The 16,301-nt window shown below is 61.3% G+C and carries 14 protein-coding genes; 6 read left to right on the top strand and 8 right to left on the bottom strand.

The window, feature by feature from the left end; all coding sequences use genetic code 11:
* Positions 1-118: 118 nt before the first annotated feature.
* Positions 119-424, bottom strand: a complete 306-nt coding sequence (locus CLV89_RS06255; RefSeq protein ID WP_106162796.1) for a BufA1 family periplasmic bufferin-type metallophore — start codon at positions 422-424, stop codon at positions 119-121.
* A gap of 220 nt (positions 425-644) precedes the next feature.
* A complete protein-coding gene (gene thrS, locus CLV89_RS06250; protein ID WP_106162795.1) occupies positions 645-2,591 on the bottom strand; it encodes a threonine--tRNA ligase in 1,947 nt (648 codons plus the stop codon).
* 247 nt (positions 2,592-2,838) lie between these two features.
* Here thrS and CLV89_RS06245 point away from each other — a divergent pair, with 247 nt between their 5' ends.
* From CLV89_RS06245 to CLV89_RS06235, 3 genes are all read left to right on the top strand, one after another.
* A complete protein-coding gene (locus CLV89_RS06245; RefSeq protein WP_106162794.1) occupies positions 2,839-3,585 on the top strand; it encodes an alpha/beta hydrolase in 747 nt (248 codons plus the stop codon).
* Positions 3,586-3,684: 99 nt separating this feature from the next.
* On the top strand, positions 3,685-4,110 hold the full coding sequence (locus tag CLV89_RS06240) for a VOC family protein (RefSeq protein WP_106162793.1): 426 nt from the start codon (positions 3,685-3,687) through the stop codon (positions 4,108-4,110).
* A 122-nt stretch (positions 4,111-4,232) separates the two neighbouring features.
* Positions 4,233-5,111, top strand: a complete 879-nt coding sequence (locus tag CLV89_RS06235; RefSeq protein WP_106162792.1) for an alpha/beta fold hydrolase — start codon at positions 4,233-4,235, stop codon at positions 5,109-5,111.
* Between the two features lie 233 nt (positions 5,112-5,344).
* On the opposite strand, the gene CLV89_RS06230 is transcribed toward CLV89_RS06235, so the two are convergent.
* Together CLV89_RS06230 and phaZ are read right to left on the bottom strand one after the other, a co-directional pair.
* A complete protein-coding gene (locus tag CLV89_RS06230; protein ID WP_106162791.1) occupies positions 5,345-5,923 on the bottom strand; it encodes a DUF6151 family protein in 579 nt (192 codons plus the stop codon).
* Positions 5,924-5,937: 14 nt separating this feature from the next.
* Positions 5,938-7,215, bottom strand: coding sequence for a polyhydroxyalkanoate depolymerase (gene phaZ / locus CLV89_RS06225; RefSeq protein WP_106162790.1), 1,278 nt, complete (start codon positions 7,213-7,215; stop codon positions 5,938-5,940).
* 148 nt (positions 7,216-7,363) lie between these two features.
* Between phaZ and CLV89_RS06220 the strand changes: the two genes are divergently transcribed.
* The 3 genes from CLV89_RS06220 (at position 7,364) to phaR (ending at position 10,941) form a co-directional block, all read left to right on the top strand.
* On the top strand, positions 7,364-9,181 hold the full coding sequence (locus CLV89_RS06220; protein ID WP_106162789.1) for a PHA/PHB synthase family protein: 1,818 nt from the start codon (positions 7,364-7,366) through the stop codon (positions 9,179-9,181).
* A gap of 314 nt (positions 9,182-9,495) precedes the next feature.
* Positions 9,496-9,942 (top strand): phasin family protein, encoded by a 447-nt coding sequence (locus CLV89_RS06215; protein WP_106162788.1) that lies wholly within the window; start codon positions 9,496-9,498, stop codon positions 9,940-9,942.
* 447 nt (positions 9,943-10,389) lie between these two features.
* Positions 10,390-10,941, top strand: a complete 552-nt coding sequence (gene phaR / locus CLV89_RS06210) for a polyhydroxyalkanoate synthesis repressor PhaR (protein WP_106162787.1) — start codon at positions 10,390-10,392, stop codon at positions 10,939-10,941.
* A 314-nt stretch (positions 10,942-11,255) separates the two neighbouring features.
* On the opposite strand, the gene CLV89_RS06205 is transcribed toward phaR, so the two are convergent.
* From CLV89_RS06205 to CLV89_RS06190, 4 genes are all read right to left on the bottom strand, one after another.
* Positions 11,256-12,494, bottom strand: coding sequence for a DegT/DnrJ/EryC1/StrS family aminotransferase (locus CLV89_RS06205; RefSeq protein ID WP_106162786.1), 1,239 nt, complete (start codon positions 12,492-12,494; stop codon positions 11,256-11,258).
* 288 nt (positions 12,495-12,782) lie between these two features.
* Positions 12,783-14,093 carry an NAD(P)/FAD-dependent oxidoreductase gene (locus CLV89_RS06200; RefSeq protein WP_106162785.1) on the bottom strand — a complete coding sequence of 437 codons (1,311 nt, stop codon included), beginning with the start codon at positions 14,091-14,093 and terminating at the stop codon, positions 12,783-12,785.
* 114 nt (positions 14,094-14,207) lie between these two features.
* Positions 14,208-15,575 (bottom strand): glutamine synthetase family protein, encoded by a 1,368-nt coding sequence (locus CLV89_RS06195; protein WP_106162784.1) that lies wholly within the window; start codon positions 15,573-15,575, stop codon positions 14,208-14,210.
* Positions 15,572-16,255, bottom strand: coding sequence for a type 1 glutamine amidotransferase (locus CLV89_RS06190; RefSeq protein WP_106162783.1), 684 nt, complete (start codon positions 16,253-16,255; stop codon positions 15,572-15,574). Before CLV89_RS06190 ends, CLV89_RS06195 begins: the two co-directional genes overlap by 4 nt.
* Positions 16,256-16,301: the final 46 nt, after the last annotated feature.

Raw genomic sequence — 16,301 nt, 5'->3', positions numbered from 1 at the left:
GATCAGGCTGAATCAGGCGGAGAACAGGAGAGCCGGCGGGCCTTGGCCGGGAGAGACGGGCGCGCCGAGTTGTGCGCGCCCGTTGTATGCGTCGGACGTGATGTCCGGGCGTTGGGCCTTAGGCTGGCAGGTCGCGTTCCAGCGGCTCCAGCGCGCCGGAGCGGTCGGTGCCATCGGCCATTGCCGGCAGGTCCATCTCGGTGCAGGTGCCCTTGTCCACCAGGGTCCAGGCGTTGCCCTGGTAGTCCACGGTGGAGGTGCCGGCGCAGGTGGTGCCGGGACCGGCGGCGCAGTCGTTCTGGCCTGCGAGGGAAACGCCGTAGCATTTTTCCTTGGCCTGCGCCGAGGCGTGGGTGGTGGTGACGGCGGTCAGAGCTGCGGCAACGGCGCCAGCAACGGCGAGGGTTTTCTTGGTGGTCGACATACGCGTGTCCTCCTGAAGTGATGAGCGTCGTCTTTGGTGACAGGGCTACCTTAACCGGGGAGGGTTGCGAAAATAAACTCACGCGGCCGTGCCTCACGTCCGCGTCAGTCAATGTCAGAGAGGCGTTGCCCGCAAGCCGCTGTTTTTGCGATATTTCGGCCTGTTGTAACAAAACGGCCCCCAAGTGGGGGCCGTTCGTTTCAGTTTCAGAGGGGAATTATTACAGAAGATCCGGCGGCGTCGCGGCGCGCGACAGCTCTTCTGTAACATTTGCCAGGCTTTCCACCTTGGTCTGCTTTTCGCCCAGACGCCGCACCGAAACGCTGCGCTCCTCGACCTCGCGGTGGCCGACGGCGAGAATGACCGGCACCTTGCCCACGGAGTGTTCGCGGACCTTGTAGTTGATCTTCTCGTTGCGGATGTCAGCCTCGGCCCGCACACCGGCGGCGCGCAGGGTTTCGACCACCTCGTTGACATAGTCATCCGCCTCGGAGGTGATGGAGGCCACCACCACCTGACGCGGCGCCAGCCAGAAGGGCAGCTTGCCGGCGTGTTCCTCGATCAGGATGCCGATGAAACGCTCAAACGAGCCCAATGTGGCGCGGTGCAGCATGAAGGGGCGGTGCTTGCTGCCGTCTTGACCGATGAAATTCGCATCCAGACGTTCCGGCAGGTTGGGGTCCACCTGCAGGGTGCCGCATTGCCAGTTGCGCCCGATGGCGTCGGTCAGGGTGAATTCCAGCTTCGGGCCATAAAAGGCGCCTTCGCCTTCCAGCAGCTCATACTCGTAGCCGGCGGCCTTGCAGGCATCCCCCAGCGCCTTTTCCACCAGATCCCAGCTCTCGTCGCTGCCGATGCGCTTTTCGGGGCGGGTCGACAGTTTGATGGTCCAGTCGTGAAAGCCGAGATCGGCATAGACCTTTGACAGGAAGGCGATGAATTTTGCGGTCTCGGATTCGATCTGATCCTCGGCGCAGAAGATATGGCCATCGTCCTGGGTAAAGCCGCGCACCCGCATGATGCCATGCAGCGCGCCCGAGGGTTCATAGCGCGCGCAGGAGCCGAACTCCGCCATGCGCAGGGGCAGGTCGCGGTAGGATTTCAGACCCTGGTTGAAGACCTGAACGTGGCAGGGGCAGTTCATTGGCTTCAGCGCGTTCACCGCCTTTTCACGGGCGTGGTCCTCGTCGACCTCAACGATGAACATGTTTTCCTGGTATTTGTCCCAGTGGCCCGAGGCCTCCCAGAGCTTGCGGTCGACCACCTGCGGGGTGTTGACCTCGACATAGCCGTCGCGGTCCTGCATCCGGCGCATGTAGTCCTGCAGGGTGGTGTAGATTTTCCAGCCGTTGGGGTGCCAGAAGATCTGACCCGGGGCCTCTTCCTGCATGTGGAACAGGTTCATCTCGCGGCCCAGCTTGCGGTGGTCGCGCTTGGCGGCCTCTTCCAGCATGGTCAGATGGGCCTTGAGCTTCTCCTTGCCGGTGAAGGCGACGCCGTAGATGCGCTGCAGCATGGCGCGGTCGCTGTCGCCGCGCCAATAGGCGCCCGCGATCGACATCAGCTTGAACGCATCGCCCGGCACCTGGCCGGTGTGCTGCAGGTGCGGACCCCGGCAGAGGTCCTGCCAGTCGCCGTGCCAGTACATGCGCAGCGGCTCGTCGCCGGGAATGGCGTCGATCAGCTCGACCTTATAGGGCTCGTTGTTGTCGGTATAATACTGCACCGCCTTTGCGCGGTCCCAGACCTCGGTGGTCACCGGCTCGCGCTTGTTGATGATCTCTTTCATCTTCTTTTCGATGGTGCCGAGATCTTCGGGAGTGAAGGGCTCCTTCCGGTCGAAATCGTAATACCAGCCGTTCTCGATCACCGGGCCGATGGTGACCTTGGTGTCGGGCCAGATCTCCTGCACGGCGCGCGCCATGATATGGGCGAGGTCGTGGCGGATGAGCTCGTTGGCCTGCGCCTCGTCCTTCATGGTGTGAAGGGCGATCGCGGCGTCGGCAGTGATCGGCCACTGGAGATCCCAGTGCTGACCGTCCACGGTGGCGGAGATGGCCTTTTTGGCAAGCGAGGTGGAGATGTCGGCGGCGACCTCAGCAGGGGTGATGCCTGCGTCATAGGACCGTGCGTTGCCATCGGGGAATGTAAGGGAGACTTGGGCCATTATCTTGGCTCTCCTCGTCGGTTTGGCGCCCACTGAACGCCCGGTTGCGGGTTATATGTGTGAGAGCTGTTTGGCGGAGGGGGGCGGTGAGGTCAAGGTAGCGGGTGCAAAAAGGCGGGTGCTGTGAGCGAGGGGCGCTGCCCCTCGCGCTCCCCGAGGTGTTTTGAAAAAGATGAAGGGGGCGGATTTGGCGAATCTCACCACCCATGGCATGTGAGGACGCATGAAGAATTTTGGGAGACAGCCGATGGCGCCGCAATATCTGGAAACCGCCCAAGGGCGACGCATTGCCTATCACAAGACCGACGGGCAGGGGCCCTGCGTGGTGTTCCTCGGTGGTTTGAAGTCCGACATGGAGGGCACCAAGGCGCTGTTTCTGGAAGACTGGGCCAAGGCGCGCGGGCAGGCGTTTTTGCGCTTTGACTACTCGGGGCATGGCGAGAGTTCCGGCAGGTTTGAGGACGGGTGCATCGGTGACTGGCATGAGGACACGCTGGCGGCTGTGGATCAGCTGACACAGGGTGAGATCGTGCCGGTGGGGTCGTCCATGGGGGGGTGGCAGGCGCTGTTGCTGGCCAAGGCGCGGTCTGGGCGCATCAAAGGCATGGTGACCATCGCCGCCGCGCCGGATTTCACCGAAGATGGCTATTGGGCGAATTTCACCGATGTGCAAAAGGACGAGCTGAACACGCGCGGGCGGGTCGAATTGCCGAGTGACTACATGGAGCCCTATGTGGTCACCAAACGGATGATCGAGGATGGCCGCACGCGGTTGGTGCTGCGCGATGCGCTGGCGTTGCCCTTCCCGGTGCGCTGCCTGCAGGGCACCGACGACTCTGCGGTATCGACCGCGACCGCGCTGCGGCTGTTGGAGCATGCAACCTGTGAGGATATGCGGCTGGAACTGGTGAAAGGCGCCGATCACCGGTTCTCGGACGAGGCCTGTCTGCGGTTGATTGCGGAGGCTGTCGCAGAGGTGTGCGCGCGGGGGTGACGCAAGTCCGTTGATGGGTGTTCACATTTTGTTCCCCATTGTGTAAGCTCTGACAATACCCCTCTTTGGGGGTGTTATCTTTATGGTGAGGATTTTGAGATGGACCAGAGAGTGAGCCTGATCACGTTGGGGGTGCCGGATGTGGAGGCATCGGCACGGTTTTACGAGGCGCTGGGATGGACGCGGGCGGAGAGCCCCGATGGGGTGATCGCATTTGATCTGATCTCGCAAACCATTGGATTATACCCACTGGACAAGCTGGCAGAGGATATGAACCTGCCGGTGGAGGCGCTCGGCACCGGGGCGATGACGTTGAGCTGCAATGTGCGCACCGAAGGCGAGGTGGCCCCGTTGATGGCGCGTGCGCGGGACGCGGGGGCCGAAATCCTGCGCGAGGCAGGGGCGGTGTTCTGGGGCGGCACAATCGGGTATTTTCGCGCGCCGGATGGGCACATCTGGGAGATTGCGCATAATCCGTATTCGCCGCTGGCACCGGATGGGGCGTTTCGCTGGAACGGGTATTGAGGAAGTCACACATTCTTAACCAATTTTACGCAAAGTAAAAAAGTCCTTGCTGCCCCGCACTTTGGGACATGTAGTGAACCCAAGCGCCACTTATAGGCGCGCAGGAAAACGGGCAGATACAGATGAATGAACCAGCGGAGCTGTCGGGGCACCCTGTGGTGGTGGTGCCGGGATTCATGAGTGATGGTCGGATCTGGGAGCCGCAGATCCGATTGCTTTCACGATACGTGCCGGTCACCGTCGCACCGGTGCTGAGCGCGGAGCGGGTCGAGGATGTGGCCGCCTCTCTGCTGGCTCATCTGCCTGCGAAATTTACCGTTATTGGCGCCGGACTGGGCGGGTCTATCGCGATGTCGATGCTTGAGGTTGCGCCGGATCGTATTGCCGGGATCGGGTTGATCGCATCAAGCCCGTTGTCGGAAACCCCGGCCAAGGCGGCCGAACGGGAACCCTGGATCATCCGTGCACGGTCCGGGCGGTTGCGGGCGGTGATGCAGGATGTCTTTCCCGCGGCCAGTCTGGCACCGAGCCCGCTGCGCAGTCAGATCATGGGGCAGATCGCCGATATGGCGGAAGACCTTGGACCCGACATCTTTGTTGCGCAGAGCCGGATGTTGCAACGACGGAACGACCAGCAAGCGACGTTGATGCGGGCAGAGCAGCCCGGGCTGGTGATCTGCGGGGTGCATGACCAGATCATTCCGGTGAAGCGGCAGATGTTCACCGCCGAATTGATGAAGAACACCCGGATGGAAATGATCGAGGATGCCGGGCATCTTCCGTTGATGGAACAGCCAGATCGTATCTCTGCGATCCTGCACAGCTGGATCGTTGGAGACGGAGCTGCGCGTGAGAGCGCTGCCCCGTCGGAACATGAACCGCTTTGGGTCAGCCGACGGTCGCGCCGTAATTTCCAGCCGTCTCCTGTGGCCTCGCAAGTGATAGAGCCCGTGCCAGAAGAGATTTTGCAGCTGACGCCAGCGCTGCGGGCGAGCGCCTGATTTCGCGCATGATGCGGTGACACACGGGCGGCGGCTCACCTGTGGGCAGCCTACCTGCCGAGCGGGTCAGGTCTCGCGGGCCTTTGGTCAAACGGGAAGGCGCCCCCAACGACACCGCCAGCTGATTATGCGCGCGCAGCGACGATTTAATGATGTGGGGGCAGTCTAGGTTGGGGGAGGCGTTGCAGCCCTTGCCACCCCTTGCCGAGCACAGGCAAGGCAGGGTCGCGAAGCTATTCCCCTGCGGTGAGGGCGCGCCGTTCGGATTTGGTCAGGATCAGCGGCTCCGCCTTCGGTGCGCCGCTGTCGATGTCAAACAGCGGCGTCTGCCGCCAGCGACCGGAGGCCCAGGCCGAGATCATGCGACTGGCAAGTTTCATGGTCATACGTGCCGCGCCTTCGTGTTTGGGCGGTTTGCCTGGCTGCGGGATGAAGGCCTGCGCGATCACCTTGCCGAGCTGGTCGGGGTCATCAAAAAGGGCAGATCGCACCGCGATGAACGGCAGCTTTGGTTTGCCGAGGCTGTTGAACAGTGGCGTGCCGCAGCAGCCCGCATACCAACGCAAAAGACCCTTGGGGGACAGTTTCAGCAGCCGCAGATGCTCTGCACCCTTGTCGATGGTCACCATGTCAGGGTTGAGTTGCAGCAGGTCGACGCCGGTGCCCTTGGGGTCCGTACAGCCATGATACAGCTCCACCGCGCGGCAGTCCGCGCAGTGGCAGAGGATACGTGTGCCCTGTTTGACCGACGTCGGCTCGACATGGCCGCAGAGGCTGCCGCAGGCGCAGGCAAAGCGAAGGGGCGCTGACATCACGGATCTCCGGCTTATTGTGCAGCCTGGGCGGGTTTGGCGGCCGCCTTGCGCGCAGGTTTGCGGGCATTTGCGTCCATGAATTCAATCACCAGCGGGCGGATGTTGTTGCGCCAGGAACGGCCCGCAAAAATGCCGTAGTGGCCAGCGTCAGGCTCGACATGGCTGGCCTTTTTGCTGTCAGGCAGGCCGGTGCAGAGATCCAGCGCAGCGATGCATTGGCCAGGCGCGGAGATGTCGTCCTTTGCGCCTTCGACGGTTTTGACCGCCACATCGGTGATCTTGCCGATATCGACCTTATGACCATCCACCACAAATTCGTTCTTGGCGATTTCGCGGTTCTTGAAAACCCGCTCGACGGTGGAGAGGTAGAACTCGGCCGGCATGTCCATGACCGCGAGATATTCGTCGTAAAACCGGTTGTGGGCATCGTGGTCCGTGGCGTCGCCTTGGCTGACCCGCATGATCTGCTCGGAGAAGGCCTTTGAGTGGCGGTCCATATTCATCGACATGAAAGACGACAGCTGCAACAGGCCGGGATAGACCGCGCGGCCCACGCCCTTGTATTTGAAACCGACGCGCTGGATCATGGTCTGTTCAAGCTGGCCCATGGTGACGCGATGACCAAAATCTGTTACATCTGTCGGAGTCGCGTCCGGGTCCACCGGGCCACCGATCAGGGTCAGCGACGTGGGCTGGGCCTTGGGCTCCATCTCGGCGAGATAGGCGGTGGCCGCCAGCGTCAGGGGGGCAGGTTGGCAGACCGCAACCACATGGGTGTCAGGGCCAAGCTCGCGCATGAAATCAACGAGGTAGAGGGTGTAATCTTCCACGTCGAACTTGCCGGCGGAGACCGGAATGTCGCGGGCGTTGTGCCAGTCGGTCACATAAACTTCGCAGTTTTCAATGAGGCTTTTGACCGTGGAGCGCAGGAGGGTGGCATAATGGCCGGACATCGGCGCAACAACCAGAACCTTGCGGGGTTGTTCGGGGCGGTCAGTGACCCGGAAGTGGATCAGGTCGCCAAACGGCTTTTCAACAACCGTGTCGACCTCGACCAGGTGATCCTTGCCATCGTTCAGCGTGGTGACATGGATACCCCAGTCGGGTTTGGCCACCATGCGTTTGAAACTGCGTTCGGTGACCTCGCCCCAACCAGCCAGCCAGCTCAGCATCGGGTTGGGCAGGGCGGCGAAGGCCGGATAGGAGGCCATGGACTGCGCCGTCGCGCCCAGCCACTGGTTCGTGTTCCGAACCGTCTCCATCAGGTCGTAGGACATCATGTAGCGCATACGCGTCTCCTTGGCGGTGCTTTTCGTGCCGCGGTTTGAGCCCGAGTGTGCCGGATCATTCCGGCGGATTCGGACCTTGGGTCGCTTTGCCGTAGAATGGCAGGGCAAGTATTCTGCACAGCAGAAAGATTAAGAGGGTTTCCTTAAGATGACAACAACCGACAAGGCTATTGAAGCAACCTCCGCGGAACAGATTGACCAGCTTAAGGAAAATCTTGAACGCGTGGAGCAGCTGTCCAAGCGCCTGATAGAGGTAATGGCGCATAAGAAGACCCATAACCCCGGATTGGACGCTCCGAATCAAGAGCTCTTCGCACGTGCAGCATCGTCCTATTGGGCCGCGATGGCACAAAACCCCTCTCGACTGCTGGAACAGCAGGTGCAGTTTTGGGGCAAGTCGGTCGAGAATTTTGCCGAAGCACAGAAAGCCATGGCTGGCGCCCTGAAAGGCGCACCCGAAGAGGCTGATGCGCCCCGTCCGGCAGATCGCCGCTTTGCCAATCCGATGTGGGAGAACAATCCCTATTTCAGATTTGTGCGCGATCAGTATCTGACCAATGCCGAGACGATCCGCACCGCCGTCGAGGAGGTCGAGGATCTGGACCGGGTGGACCGGCAGCGGTTGAGCTATTTTTCTGATCAGATCATCAATATGATGGCGCCGACGAATTTCCTCGCGACGAACCCGGATGCGCTGGAAAAGGCACTGGAGACGGACGGCCAGTCGCTGATTGACGGGCTGGAGAACCTGGTTGCGGATCTGGAGGCCAACGATGGCGAGCTGATCGTGCGGCTGGCAGATGACACGGCCTTTGAAATCGGTCGCAATATCGCCACCAGCCCCGGCGACGTGGTGTTCCGCAATCGGATGATGGAGCTCATTCACTATCGGCCGACGACAGAGACCGTGCATGAGACGCCGATCGTGCTGTTTCCGCCTTGGATCAACAAGTTCTACATCCTCGACCTCAAGGAAAAGAACAGCCTGATCAAGTGGATTACCGATCAGGGTTATAGCCTGTTTGTCGTCTCCTGGGTCAATCCGAATGAGGATTATGCGGATATCGGCATGGAGGACTACGTCGAGGACGGGTTCCTGAAGGCGATCCAGGTGGTCAAGGAGATCTGCGGCACGAAACAGGTCAATGCGGTGGGCTATTGCATTGCCGGCACGACGCTGAGCCTGACCCTGTCCCTGATGAAGAAGCGCGGTGACAAATCGGTGAAATCCGCGACTTTCTTTACCGCGCTGACGGATTTTTCCGATCAGGGGGATTTTACCCCCTTCCTTCAGAACGACTTTGTCGATGCGATCGAGGAGGAGATCGGTGACGACGGGATCATGCCACATTACATCATGGCGCGGACCTTCTCTTATCTGCGGGCCAATGATCTGGTCTACGGCCCGGCGATCCGCAGCTACATGATGGGCGAAACCCCTCCTGCCTTCGATCTGCTCTACTGGAACGGGGACGGGGCCAATCTGCCGGGCCGGATGGCGGTGCAGTACCTGCGCGGGCTGTGTCAGGGCAACCAGTTCGCGGAGGGCGGGTTTGAGCTGTTTGGCGAGACGCTGCACCTTCGCGACGTGGATGTGCCGTTGATGTCGATCACCTGCGAGACCGACCACATTGCCGCCTGGAAGCAATGCTATCGCGGCGTGCAGCAGATGGGATCGCGCTCCAAGACCTTTGTTGTCAGCCAGTCGGGTCATATCGCTGGGATCGTGAACCCGGTCAGCCGCAACAAATACGGCCATTATGTCAACGACGACCTGAAAGCGGACGCGGACGAATGGATGGCGGGCGCGCGCTTTACCGAAGGGTCCTGGTGGCCGCGCTGGGGCAGCTGGCTGAAGACGCGATCCGGTAAGCAGGTCCCCGCCCGGGTGCCGGGGGCGCATGCGTCCTATCCGGCGTTGGACGCCGCACCGGGCCAATATGTGCGCGCCAAAGCAAGGTCCTGAGGGGGCGGAATGTACAGCACATCTGCTGGGCCGAGGTGGTCGAAAGGCTGATTGCCTGACGTCGCTCTCTCTCTGGCATGTCTATAGAGGCCTGCGCCGCAGGATACCGAGGGCGCGCGCTACGGATGGGCTGGAGACATGTGCCTCAATGCGCATCTCTAACGTAAAACTAAGATGAAATTTCTGCAACGCAGCAAATTTTGCTTGAAATGCTGCACTGCGGCATGCATATTGATCTCAACAGCGGGGCGGTTCCCGCTAGGACCCTCCTGATCGGACGCGTTCCGAAGGATCGTAACAAAGGAATGAGTACCATGGCTAAGACCCAAGATTTTTCCGCGATGATGAAAGACATGATGGCTTCCTTCCCGGTTGACACCTCCGCGATGGAAGACTTCTTCAAGAACACTGCCGCTCTGAACGAGAAGCTCTCCTCCGTTGCGCTGGACGCGGCCGAGAAAAACGCCGAGATCTCCAGCAAGTGGACCAAAGACACTCTGGCGAAGATGAGCGATATCTCCAAGGCGAAAGCCGATCCGGCCGACTACGCCAAATCGGCAACCGATTTTGCATCTTCCTCCGCTGAAGTTGCAGCCGAGAACATGGCAGCCTTCGCCGAAGTTGCCAAAAAGGTTCAGATGGACACCGTCGAGCTGATGATGTCGGCTGGCAAGGACATGTCTGAAGAGGCATCTGCTGCTGTGAAGAAGGCCACTGAAGAGGTCTCCACCGCTGCCAAGAAAGCCGCTGCCGCGAAATAATCGCCAGCGAGAACGTTCGGGGCCCCGTTCAGCTCTCCTCCCAACCAACGGGACCCCGAAGAAAAGGGCAGGCCGCGCGCCTGCCCTTTTTTGTGTCTGAGAGCCTGGCAATCAGTGTTGGGCGCAAGGGGCACTTCCGGGGCCGACGAGGCACGCGGTGTGGCTGGCCCCCTCGAAAGCTGTGCATCGGGACCGGTCCGACGGATCTTCGCTTTTGATGATGGTGGCCTTCGGTGAGCGAGGGGACGGGGTGCGGACCTTCAAAGTGAGACAACAGCGGCATTCACAGAGACTCTGTGTCCTCTCAAGAGTGCGTTGCACTTGATCCGCCTCCAACGGTGAAAGAGGGGTGTTCTCAGCAGCATCTCCTTTTGCTTTCAGTGCTTTCTTTTTATGACAGCCTCGCCTAGGGTTTTTGCAACGCGCACATTTCCCGGGGAGAAGAGAATGGCGGAACAGGATAAGCCTCTGCTCATTAAACGCTATGCCAGCCGCAGGCTCTACAATACCGAGACCAGCGATTACGTGACGCTGGAAGATGTCGCAGGTTTTATCCGGGACGGGCGCGAGGTGCAGATCCTTGACCTGAAAACGGGGGATGACCTCACCCGCCAGTATCTGTTGCAGATCATTGCCGAGCATGAGAGCCGCGGCGAAAACGTGTTGCCGGTGAATGTGCTCAACGATCTGGTGCGCAGCTATATGGTGCCCGGAGGCGGTGTGATGCCGCAGTTTCTGCAGGCGTCTTTCGATATGCTGCGCGACAGCCAGTCGAAGATGATGGAGAATATGACGGCGATCAATCCGATGGCGCAGATGCCCGGCTTCGAGGCCATGAAAACCCAGCAGGAGGCGTTCTTGAAGGCGATGACCGGCGGAATGAGTGGCGGCTGGACTGGCGGCGGCGAGGATAATGACAGCGGTGAGAGCGAAGACGATTTGAACACCATCAAGCGCCAGCTCGCGGAGCTGCAGGAAAAACTCTCAAAACTGAGCTGAGGGCGCCTGTTTCTTAGCTGAAGCTGTAGAAAGCCCCGGTTTGCCGGGGCTTTTTTGCGCAATGCTTGCGACCGGTCCCCCTTGCAGCGCGCCGCAGGCGCGCTGCAAGGCCCAATGGGCGGCCTGACATCTTTGATGTCAGGCGCGACGCGCGGGAGCGCTCCCGCCCAGCGGCACCGCATCAAAGATGCAGTACCGCCAGTTGGGCCGGGCGCCGCGCTGACGCGCGGCGGCGATGGGCGCGGGAGATGGTGGACATGAAGAAGGGCGCGTCCGGACGCGCCCTTCACAAAGTCAGCGTGTTGCCCCGTCGATCAGGCGGCTTCGCGTGCCATGATCTCCTCGACCGAGGTCAGCAAGATATCCGCGATCACATCCAGTTCTGCCTGTGTCAGACGCACCGGCAGGCGCACATCGCAGGCCTGCATCAGCATGGCGCGGGTTTCCGGCAGCTCCGGCAGATCCTTGAGGAATTGCCAGTTCCAGAACGCCCGGGCGTTGTCGGTGGAACGACCAAAGATCTGCACCTTCATCCCCTTGTCCGCCGTAGCCTGCGCAAAATCTGCGATCTGCGTATCAGTCATGCCGACCAGATTGAACTGGATCGAATCCGGCGCGCGACGTTCGGGCGCCAGCGGTGCGGGTACGTGGAAATTGGCATGGGCGTTCAGCTTCGCGGCCACATAATCGTGGTTCTTCAGCCCATCGGCAACGCGGCGGGCAAGCTCAGGGATCTGCGGGCGGATCACCACTGCAGAGAGGTTGCTCATGCGCAGGTTATACAGCGGCAGCAGGTTCTGCCAGCGCCCGAAGGCCTCGGCCAGCGCGGTGCCATTGTCGCCACGCGCCGGTTTGTGTTTCTGCCAGTTGTGTTCATAGGCGCCGGACATGATTACCGCGCGGGCCACGAGATCGGCGTCATCGGTCACCAGAATGCCACCTTCGCCAGCGTTCAGCATCTTGTAGGACTGGAAGGAGAAACAGCCGACATGGCCGATAGTGCCGATGTTGCGCCCGTGCCAGGTGGTGCCCAGCGAATGGGCCGCATCCTCCACCACGGGGATGTCACGCGCGTCGCACAACGCCATGATCGCATCCATGTCGGAGGTATGCCCGCGCATGTGCGAAATGATCACGGCAGAGATGTCCTGATCCAGCTTCGCGGCAAAGTCGTCCATGTTGATGCGGTAGTTCTCACCCACCTCGCAGAGCACCGGCACGCAGTCCGCATGCACCACCGAGGAGGGCACCGCGGCAAAGGTAAAGCCGGGGATCAACACACGGGCATCACGGGGCAGATCCAGCGCCTTCAGCGACAGGAACAGCGCCGCGGAACAGGACGAGACCGCCAGCGCATATTTGCTGCCCAGAAGCGCGGCAAACTCCGTCTCCAGCAAGGACACCGGTGCATCCTCTGGTGCGGTGTAGCGAAACAGGTCGCCCGATTGCATCAAGGCCTCGATCGCCTCGCGCGCCGCCTCGGGGATGGGTTCACCCTGATGCACATTCGGAACTTGGACGTTCTGGACCTGGGAATTGGGGGCCTGGCTCATATTTCAAAATCCTGAATTTGCCTTTTCAGAAATATAAAACAATGACGTCGAGATGCCAAGGATTCCCCTGTGCTCAGGCACTTGCGGGGTAGAAATTTCACGAAATTGTTGCCTTGGGGCAGGGATGTCGCGCCCGAAACTTGTCCAAAGGAGCGATGTGGCGCGCGGCGGCAGCACCGGAGATTCGCTGTCTTCAGCTCTGCTTCATTTCAGGTGAATGGGGGCGTGACCCGTCTTCATCTTTACAAAAATACCTCGGGGGTCCGGGGGCAGCGCCCCCGGCCGAGATCAGAGGCCGAGCCGATCACGCAGGGAAAACCAGGTCATCGCCAGCGCCAGCAGCGGCGTGCGCATCTTGGGCCCACCCGGGAAAGGGGCGGTGGGAATGCGCGCCATGGTGTTGAACCCGTCGCTTTGGCCGGCGATGGCTTCGGCCATCAGACGGCCCGCATGGGTAGCGGTGCCGACGCCATGGCCAGAATAACCCGAGGCCGACAGGATGCGCGGCGAGACCCGCGCCAGATAGGGCAGGCGTTTCATGGTGATAGCCAGCGTGCCGCCCCAGGCGTAGTCGATCTTCACGTCGCGCAGATGCGGAAAAATCTCCGTCATCGGCTGGCGCACCTTGGCGGCGACATCGCTGGGAAAGCGATAGCCATAGCTCTCGCCACCGCCGAACAGAAGCCGCTTGTCATGGCTGAGCCGGAAGTAGTTGACCACGAACTTGCTGTCGGCCACCGCCACGTCGCGGGCCAGCACCCGGCCGGCGTCATCGCCCAGCGGTTCAGTGGCGGCGACAAAATTGTTGATCGGCATGACCCGCGCAGCAACCTGATCGTTCAGCCCGCCGAGATAGCCGTTGCAGGCCAGTATCAGATGGTCGGCGCGCACCGTGCCCTCGCCGGTGCGGACCTCCACCTGCGGGCCATCCTCGATGGCAAAGACCTCGCTGCGCTCATAGATCTGCACCCCGGCTGCAGCGGCAGCGCGCGCCAGACCAAGCGCGTAGTTCAGCGGATGCAGGTGCCCGGCGCCGTGATCCAGCACGCCGCCAACATAGGCCGGCGAGGGGCACATGGCGTGGCATGCCTCCTGATCGAGGATCTCGATCTGATCGTAACCATAAGCGTCCTGCAGGTGACGGCCATAGTCATGCAGATGCCGCACCTCGCGGGCGCTGTCGGCGGTCCAGGCCACGCCGGGTTTCAGATGACAGTCAATATCATGCTTGGCGATCAACCCCTTGACCAGGTCCTTGGCCTCTTCGCCCAGGGTCCAGAGCTTGGCGGCATCCTCGCGTCCCACCATGCGCTCCAGCACCTCCTGGTCCTGACGCTGGCCGGAGCCCAGCTGGCCACCATTGCGCCCGGAGGCGCCAAAGCCCACCCGCTGCGCATCCAGTAGCACCACCTTGCGGCCCGCTTCGGCCAGATGCAGCGCGGCCGACAGGCCGGTGTAGCCCGCGCCCACAATGCAGACATCCGCCCGTACGCCCCCCGACAGCGACGGATAATGCACCCCCGGCGTCGCGGTGGCGGCATACCAGCTTTCGGGATATTTGCCGGGGCGGTCATTTGCGTGCAACAGGTTCAGCGCCATCGGGTCGGCCTCATGGGTCTGCCACCCCTGAGGTTCAAACGCAGGGGGCTGGTCTTTCAACTTCTCATAAATATCCAATGCGCCACGCCCAGGACGGGGCGTGGCGCTAAAGGATCAGACGTTCAGCAGCAGATGCTCGCGCTCCCACGGCGAGATCACCTGCAGGAACTCCTCGTATTCCGCCCGTTTCACACAGCTGTAAACGCGGGCAAAGTCTGGGCCGAGCACCTCGTGCAGCGCCTTGGCCTCGTCAAAGAGATCCAGCGCCTGGCCCATCACCTGGGGAATGTCGCCATCGCCCTCATAGGCATCGCCCTTGAACTGGCGTGTGGGGCGGCGCTCTTCCATCAATCCGAGATAGCCGCAGGCCAGCGACACCGCGATGCCAAGGTAGGGGTTGCAGTCCATCCCTGCGATGCGGTTTTCCACCCGACGCGCCGCCGGTCCCGACAGCGGGATGCGGATGCCGGTGGTGCGGTTGTCGCGCGCCCATTCCAGGTTGATCGGCGCGGCGTGGTCCTTCACATAACGGCGATAGGAGTTCACATAGGGCGCCATCACCGCGAGACCTGCGGGCAGATAGGTCTGCAGACCGGCGATGAAATGATAGAAGGCATCCGTCTCGCCACCCTGTGGGCCGGAGAAGATATTCTCGCCGCTTTCCATGTCGATGATCGAGTGGTGGATGTGCATCGCCGAACCCGGCTCATCTGCGATCGGCTTGGCCATGAAGGTGGCAAAACAATCGTGGCGCAGCGCCGCCTCGCGGATCAGCCGCTTGAAGTAGAACACCTCATCCGCCAGCTTCACCGGGTCGCCATGGCGCAGGTTGATTTCCAGCTGACCGGCGCCGCCTTCCTGGGTGATGCCGTCGATCTCGAAGCCCTGCGCCTCGGCAAAGTCATAGATGTCGTCGATCACCGGGCCGAATTCATCCACCGCCGTCATGGAATAGGCCTGACGGGCGGCAGCGGGGCGACCAGAGCGGCCCATCATCGGTTCGATGTCGCGGGCAGGGTCGACGTTGCGGGCCACCAGAAAGAACTCCATCTCCGGCGCAACCACAGGTTTCCAACCCTGCGCGTGATAGAGGTCGACGACACGTTTCAGCACGTTGCGCGGGCTGAAGGGCACCGGCTTGTCTTCGCGGTCGTAGGCATCATGGATCACCTGCAGGGTCCAGTCGCCGGTCCAGGGGGCGGCAGTGGCTGTGGACATGTCCGGCTTCAGCGTCATGTCCTTTTCGATCCAGCCATCCTCATCCGCCGCATCAGCCCAGTCGCCGGTGATGGTCTGGTAGAAGATGCTGTCGGGCAGGTGGAAATAATCCTGCTTGGCAAATTTCGACGCTGGCACCGCCTTGCCTCGGGCGATGCCGGGAAGGTCCGAGATAACGCATTCAACCTCGTCGAGACGACGGCCCTCCAGATAGGTCTTTGCGGCTTCGGGCAGATTTTCCTGCCAGCGCGTCGGGCTCGTCATCGGGTCCTCACTTTCTTGAAGAAGTCGGCAATCTCATTGGCTATTTGCGTTGAGTCGGTGGCGCGGTCGAGGGTCTCTGACGCGGCCTGAAGCTGAGCGTCGGGGACCACGCCCTTGCCGCGGGTCCGCAACAGACCATCGACAAAGGCATTCTGAAATTCGGGGTGCGGCTGCGCGGTCCAGATGTGATCGCCATAGGCCAGAAAGGCATTGGCGCAGAAATCACTCTGGCCGATCACGCGGGCCTCTGCGGGTTTGTCCACCACCTGATCCTGATGCCAGGCATTCAGCTGCACCGGCGCGCCGTGCAGGCGGTATTCGGTATGGCCAACGCTCCAGCCGCCATCGTATTTCACCACTTTGCCGCCAAGGGCCTGCGCGATGATCTGATGGCCAAAGCAGATGCCGACCAGCGGCATCTTGCGGGCGTGGATCTGGCGGATCAGATCCTCCAGCGGCGGGATCCAGTCGTGGTCCTCATAGGCGCCGAATTTGGAGCCGGTGATCAGCCAGCCGTCGGCGGCCTCGGCCGTATCCGGGAAGATCCCGTCAAGCACCGGATAGGTCTCGAAGCTGAACCCATGCCCCGCAAGCAGCGCGCGGAACATTTCGTCATAATTGCCGGAGGCGGGTTTCAGCTCTTCGGGGGCGTGGCCGGTTTGCAGGATGCCGATCTTCATAAGTCACCAAATATGATCAAAACTGGAGGTTCGCACATCGAACCCA

The sequence above is a fragment of the Tritonibacter scottomollicae genome (genome assembly GCF_003003215.1).
GTDB lineage: Bacteria > Pseudomonadota > Alphaproteobacteria > Rhodobacterales > Rhodobacteraceae > Epibacterium > Epibacterium scottomollicae.
The sequence above is the reverse complement of the archived record's forward strand: the minus strand, read 5'-3'. Positions and strand labels throughout refer to the sequence as shown.

Coding starts and splice junctions, on each gene's coding strand:
- CLV89_RS06255 (WP_106162796.1), bottom strand. CDS start 424: ATGTCGACCACCAAGAAAACCCTCGCCGTTGCTGGCGCCGTTGCCGCA.
- thrS (WP_106162795.1), bottom strand. CDS start 2,591: ATGGCCCAAGTCTCCCTTACATTCCCCGATGGCAACGCACGGTCCTAT.
- CLV89_RS06245 (WP_106162794.1), top strand. CDS start 2,839: ATGGCGCCGCAATATCTGGAAACCGCCCAAGGGCGACGCATTGCCTAT.
- CLV89_RS06240 (WP_106162793.1), top strand. CDS start 3,685: ATGGACCAGAGAGTGAGCCTGATCACGTTGGGGGTGCCGGATGTGGAG.
- CLV89_RS06235 (WP_106162792.1), top strand. CDS start 4,233: ATGAATGAACCAGCGGAGCTGTCGGGGCACCCTGTGGTGGTGGTGCCG.
- CLV89_RS06230 (WP_106162791.1), bottom strand. CDS start 5,923: ATGTCAGCGCCCCTTCGCTTTGCCTGCGCCTGCGGCAGCCTCTGCGGC.
- phaZ (WP_106162790.1), bottom strand. CDS start 7,215: ATGCGCTACATGATGTCCTACGACCTGATGGAGACGGTTCGGAACACG.
- CLV89_RS06220 (WP_106162789.1), top strand. CDS start 7,364: ATGACAACAACCGACAAGGCTATTGAAGCAACCTCCGCGGAACAGATT.
- CLV89_RS06215 (WP_106162788.1), top strand. CDS start 9,496: ATGGCTAAGACCCAAGATTTTTCCGCGATGATGAAAGACATGATGGCT.
- phaR (WP_106162787.1), top strand. CDS start 10,390: ATGGCGGAACAGGATAAGCCTCTGCTCATTAAACGCTATGCCAGCCGC.
- CLV89_RS06205 (WP_106162786.1), bottom strand. CDS start 12,494: ATGAGCCAGGCCCCCAATTCCCAGGTCCAGAACGTCCAAGTTCCGAAT.
- CLV89_RS06200 (WP_106162785.1), bottom strand. CDS start 14,093: ATGGCGCTGAACCTGTTGCACGCAAATGACCGCCCCGGCAAATATCCC.
- CLV89_RS06195 (WP_106162784.1), bottom strand. CDS start 15,575: ATGACGAGCCCGACGCGCTGGCAGGAAAATCTGCCCGAAGCCGCAAAG.
- CLV89_RS06190 (WP_106162783.1), bottom strand. CDS start 16,255: ATGAAGATCGGCATCCTGCAAACCGGCCACGCCCCCGAAGAGCTGAAA.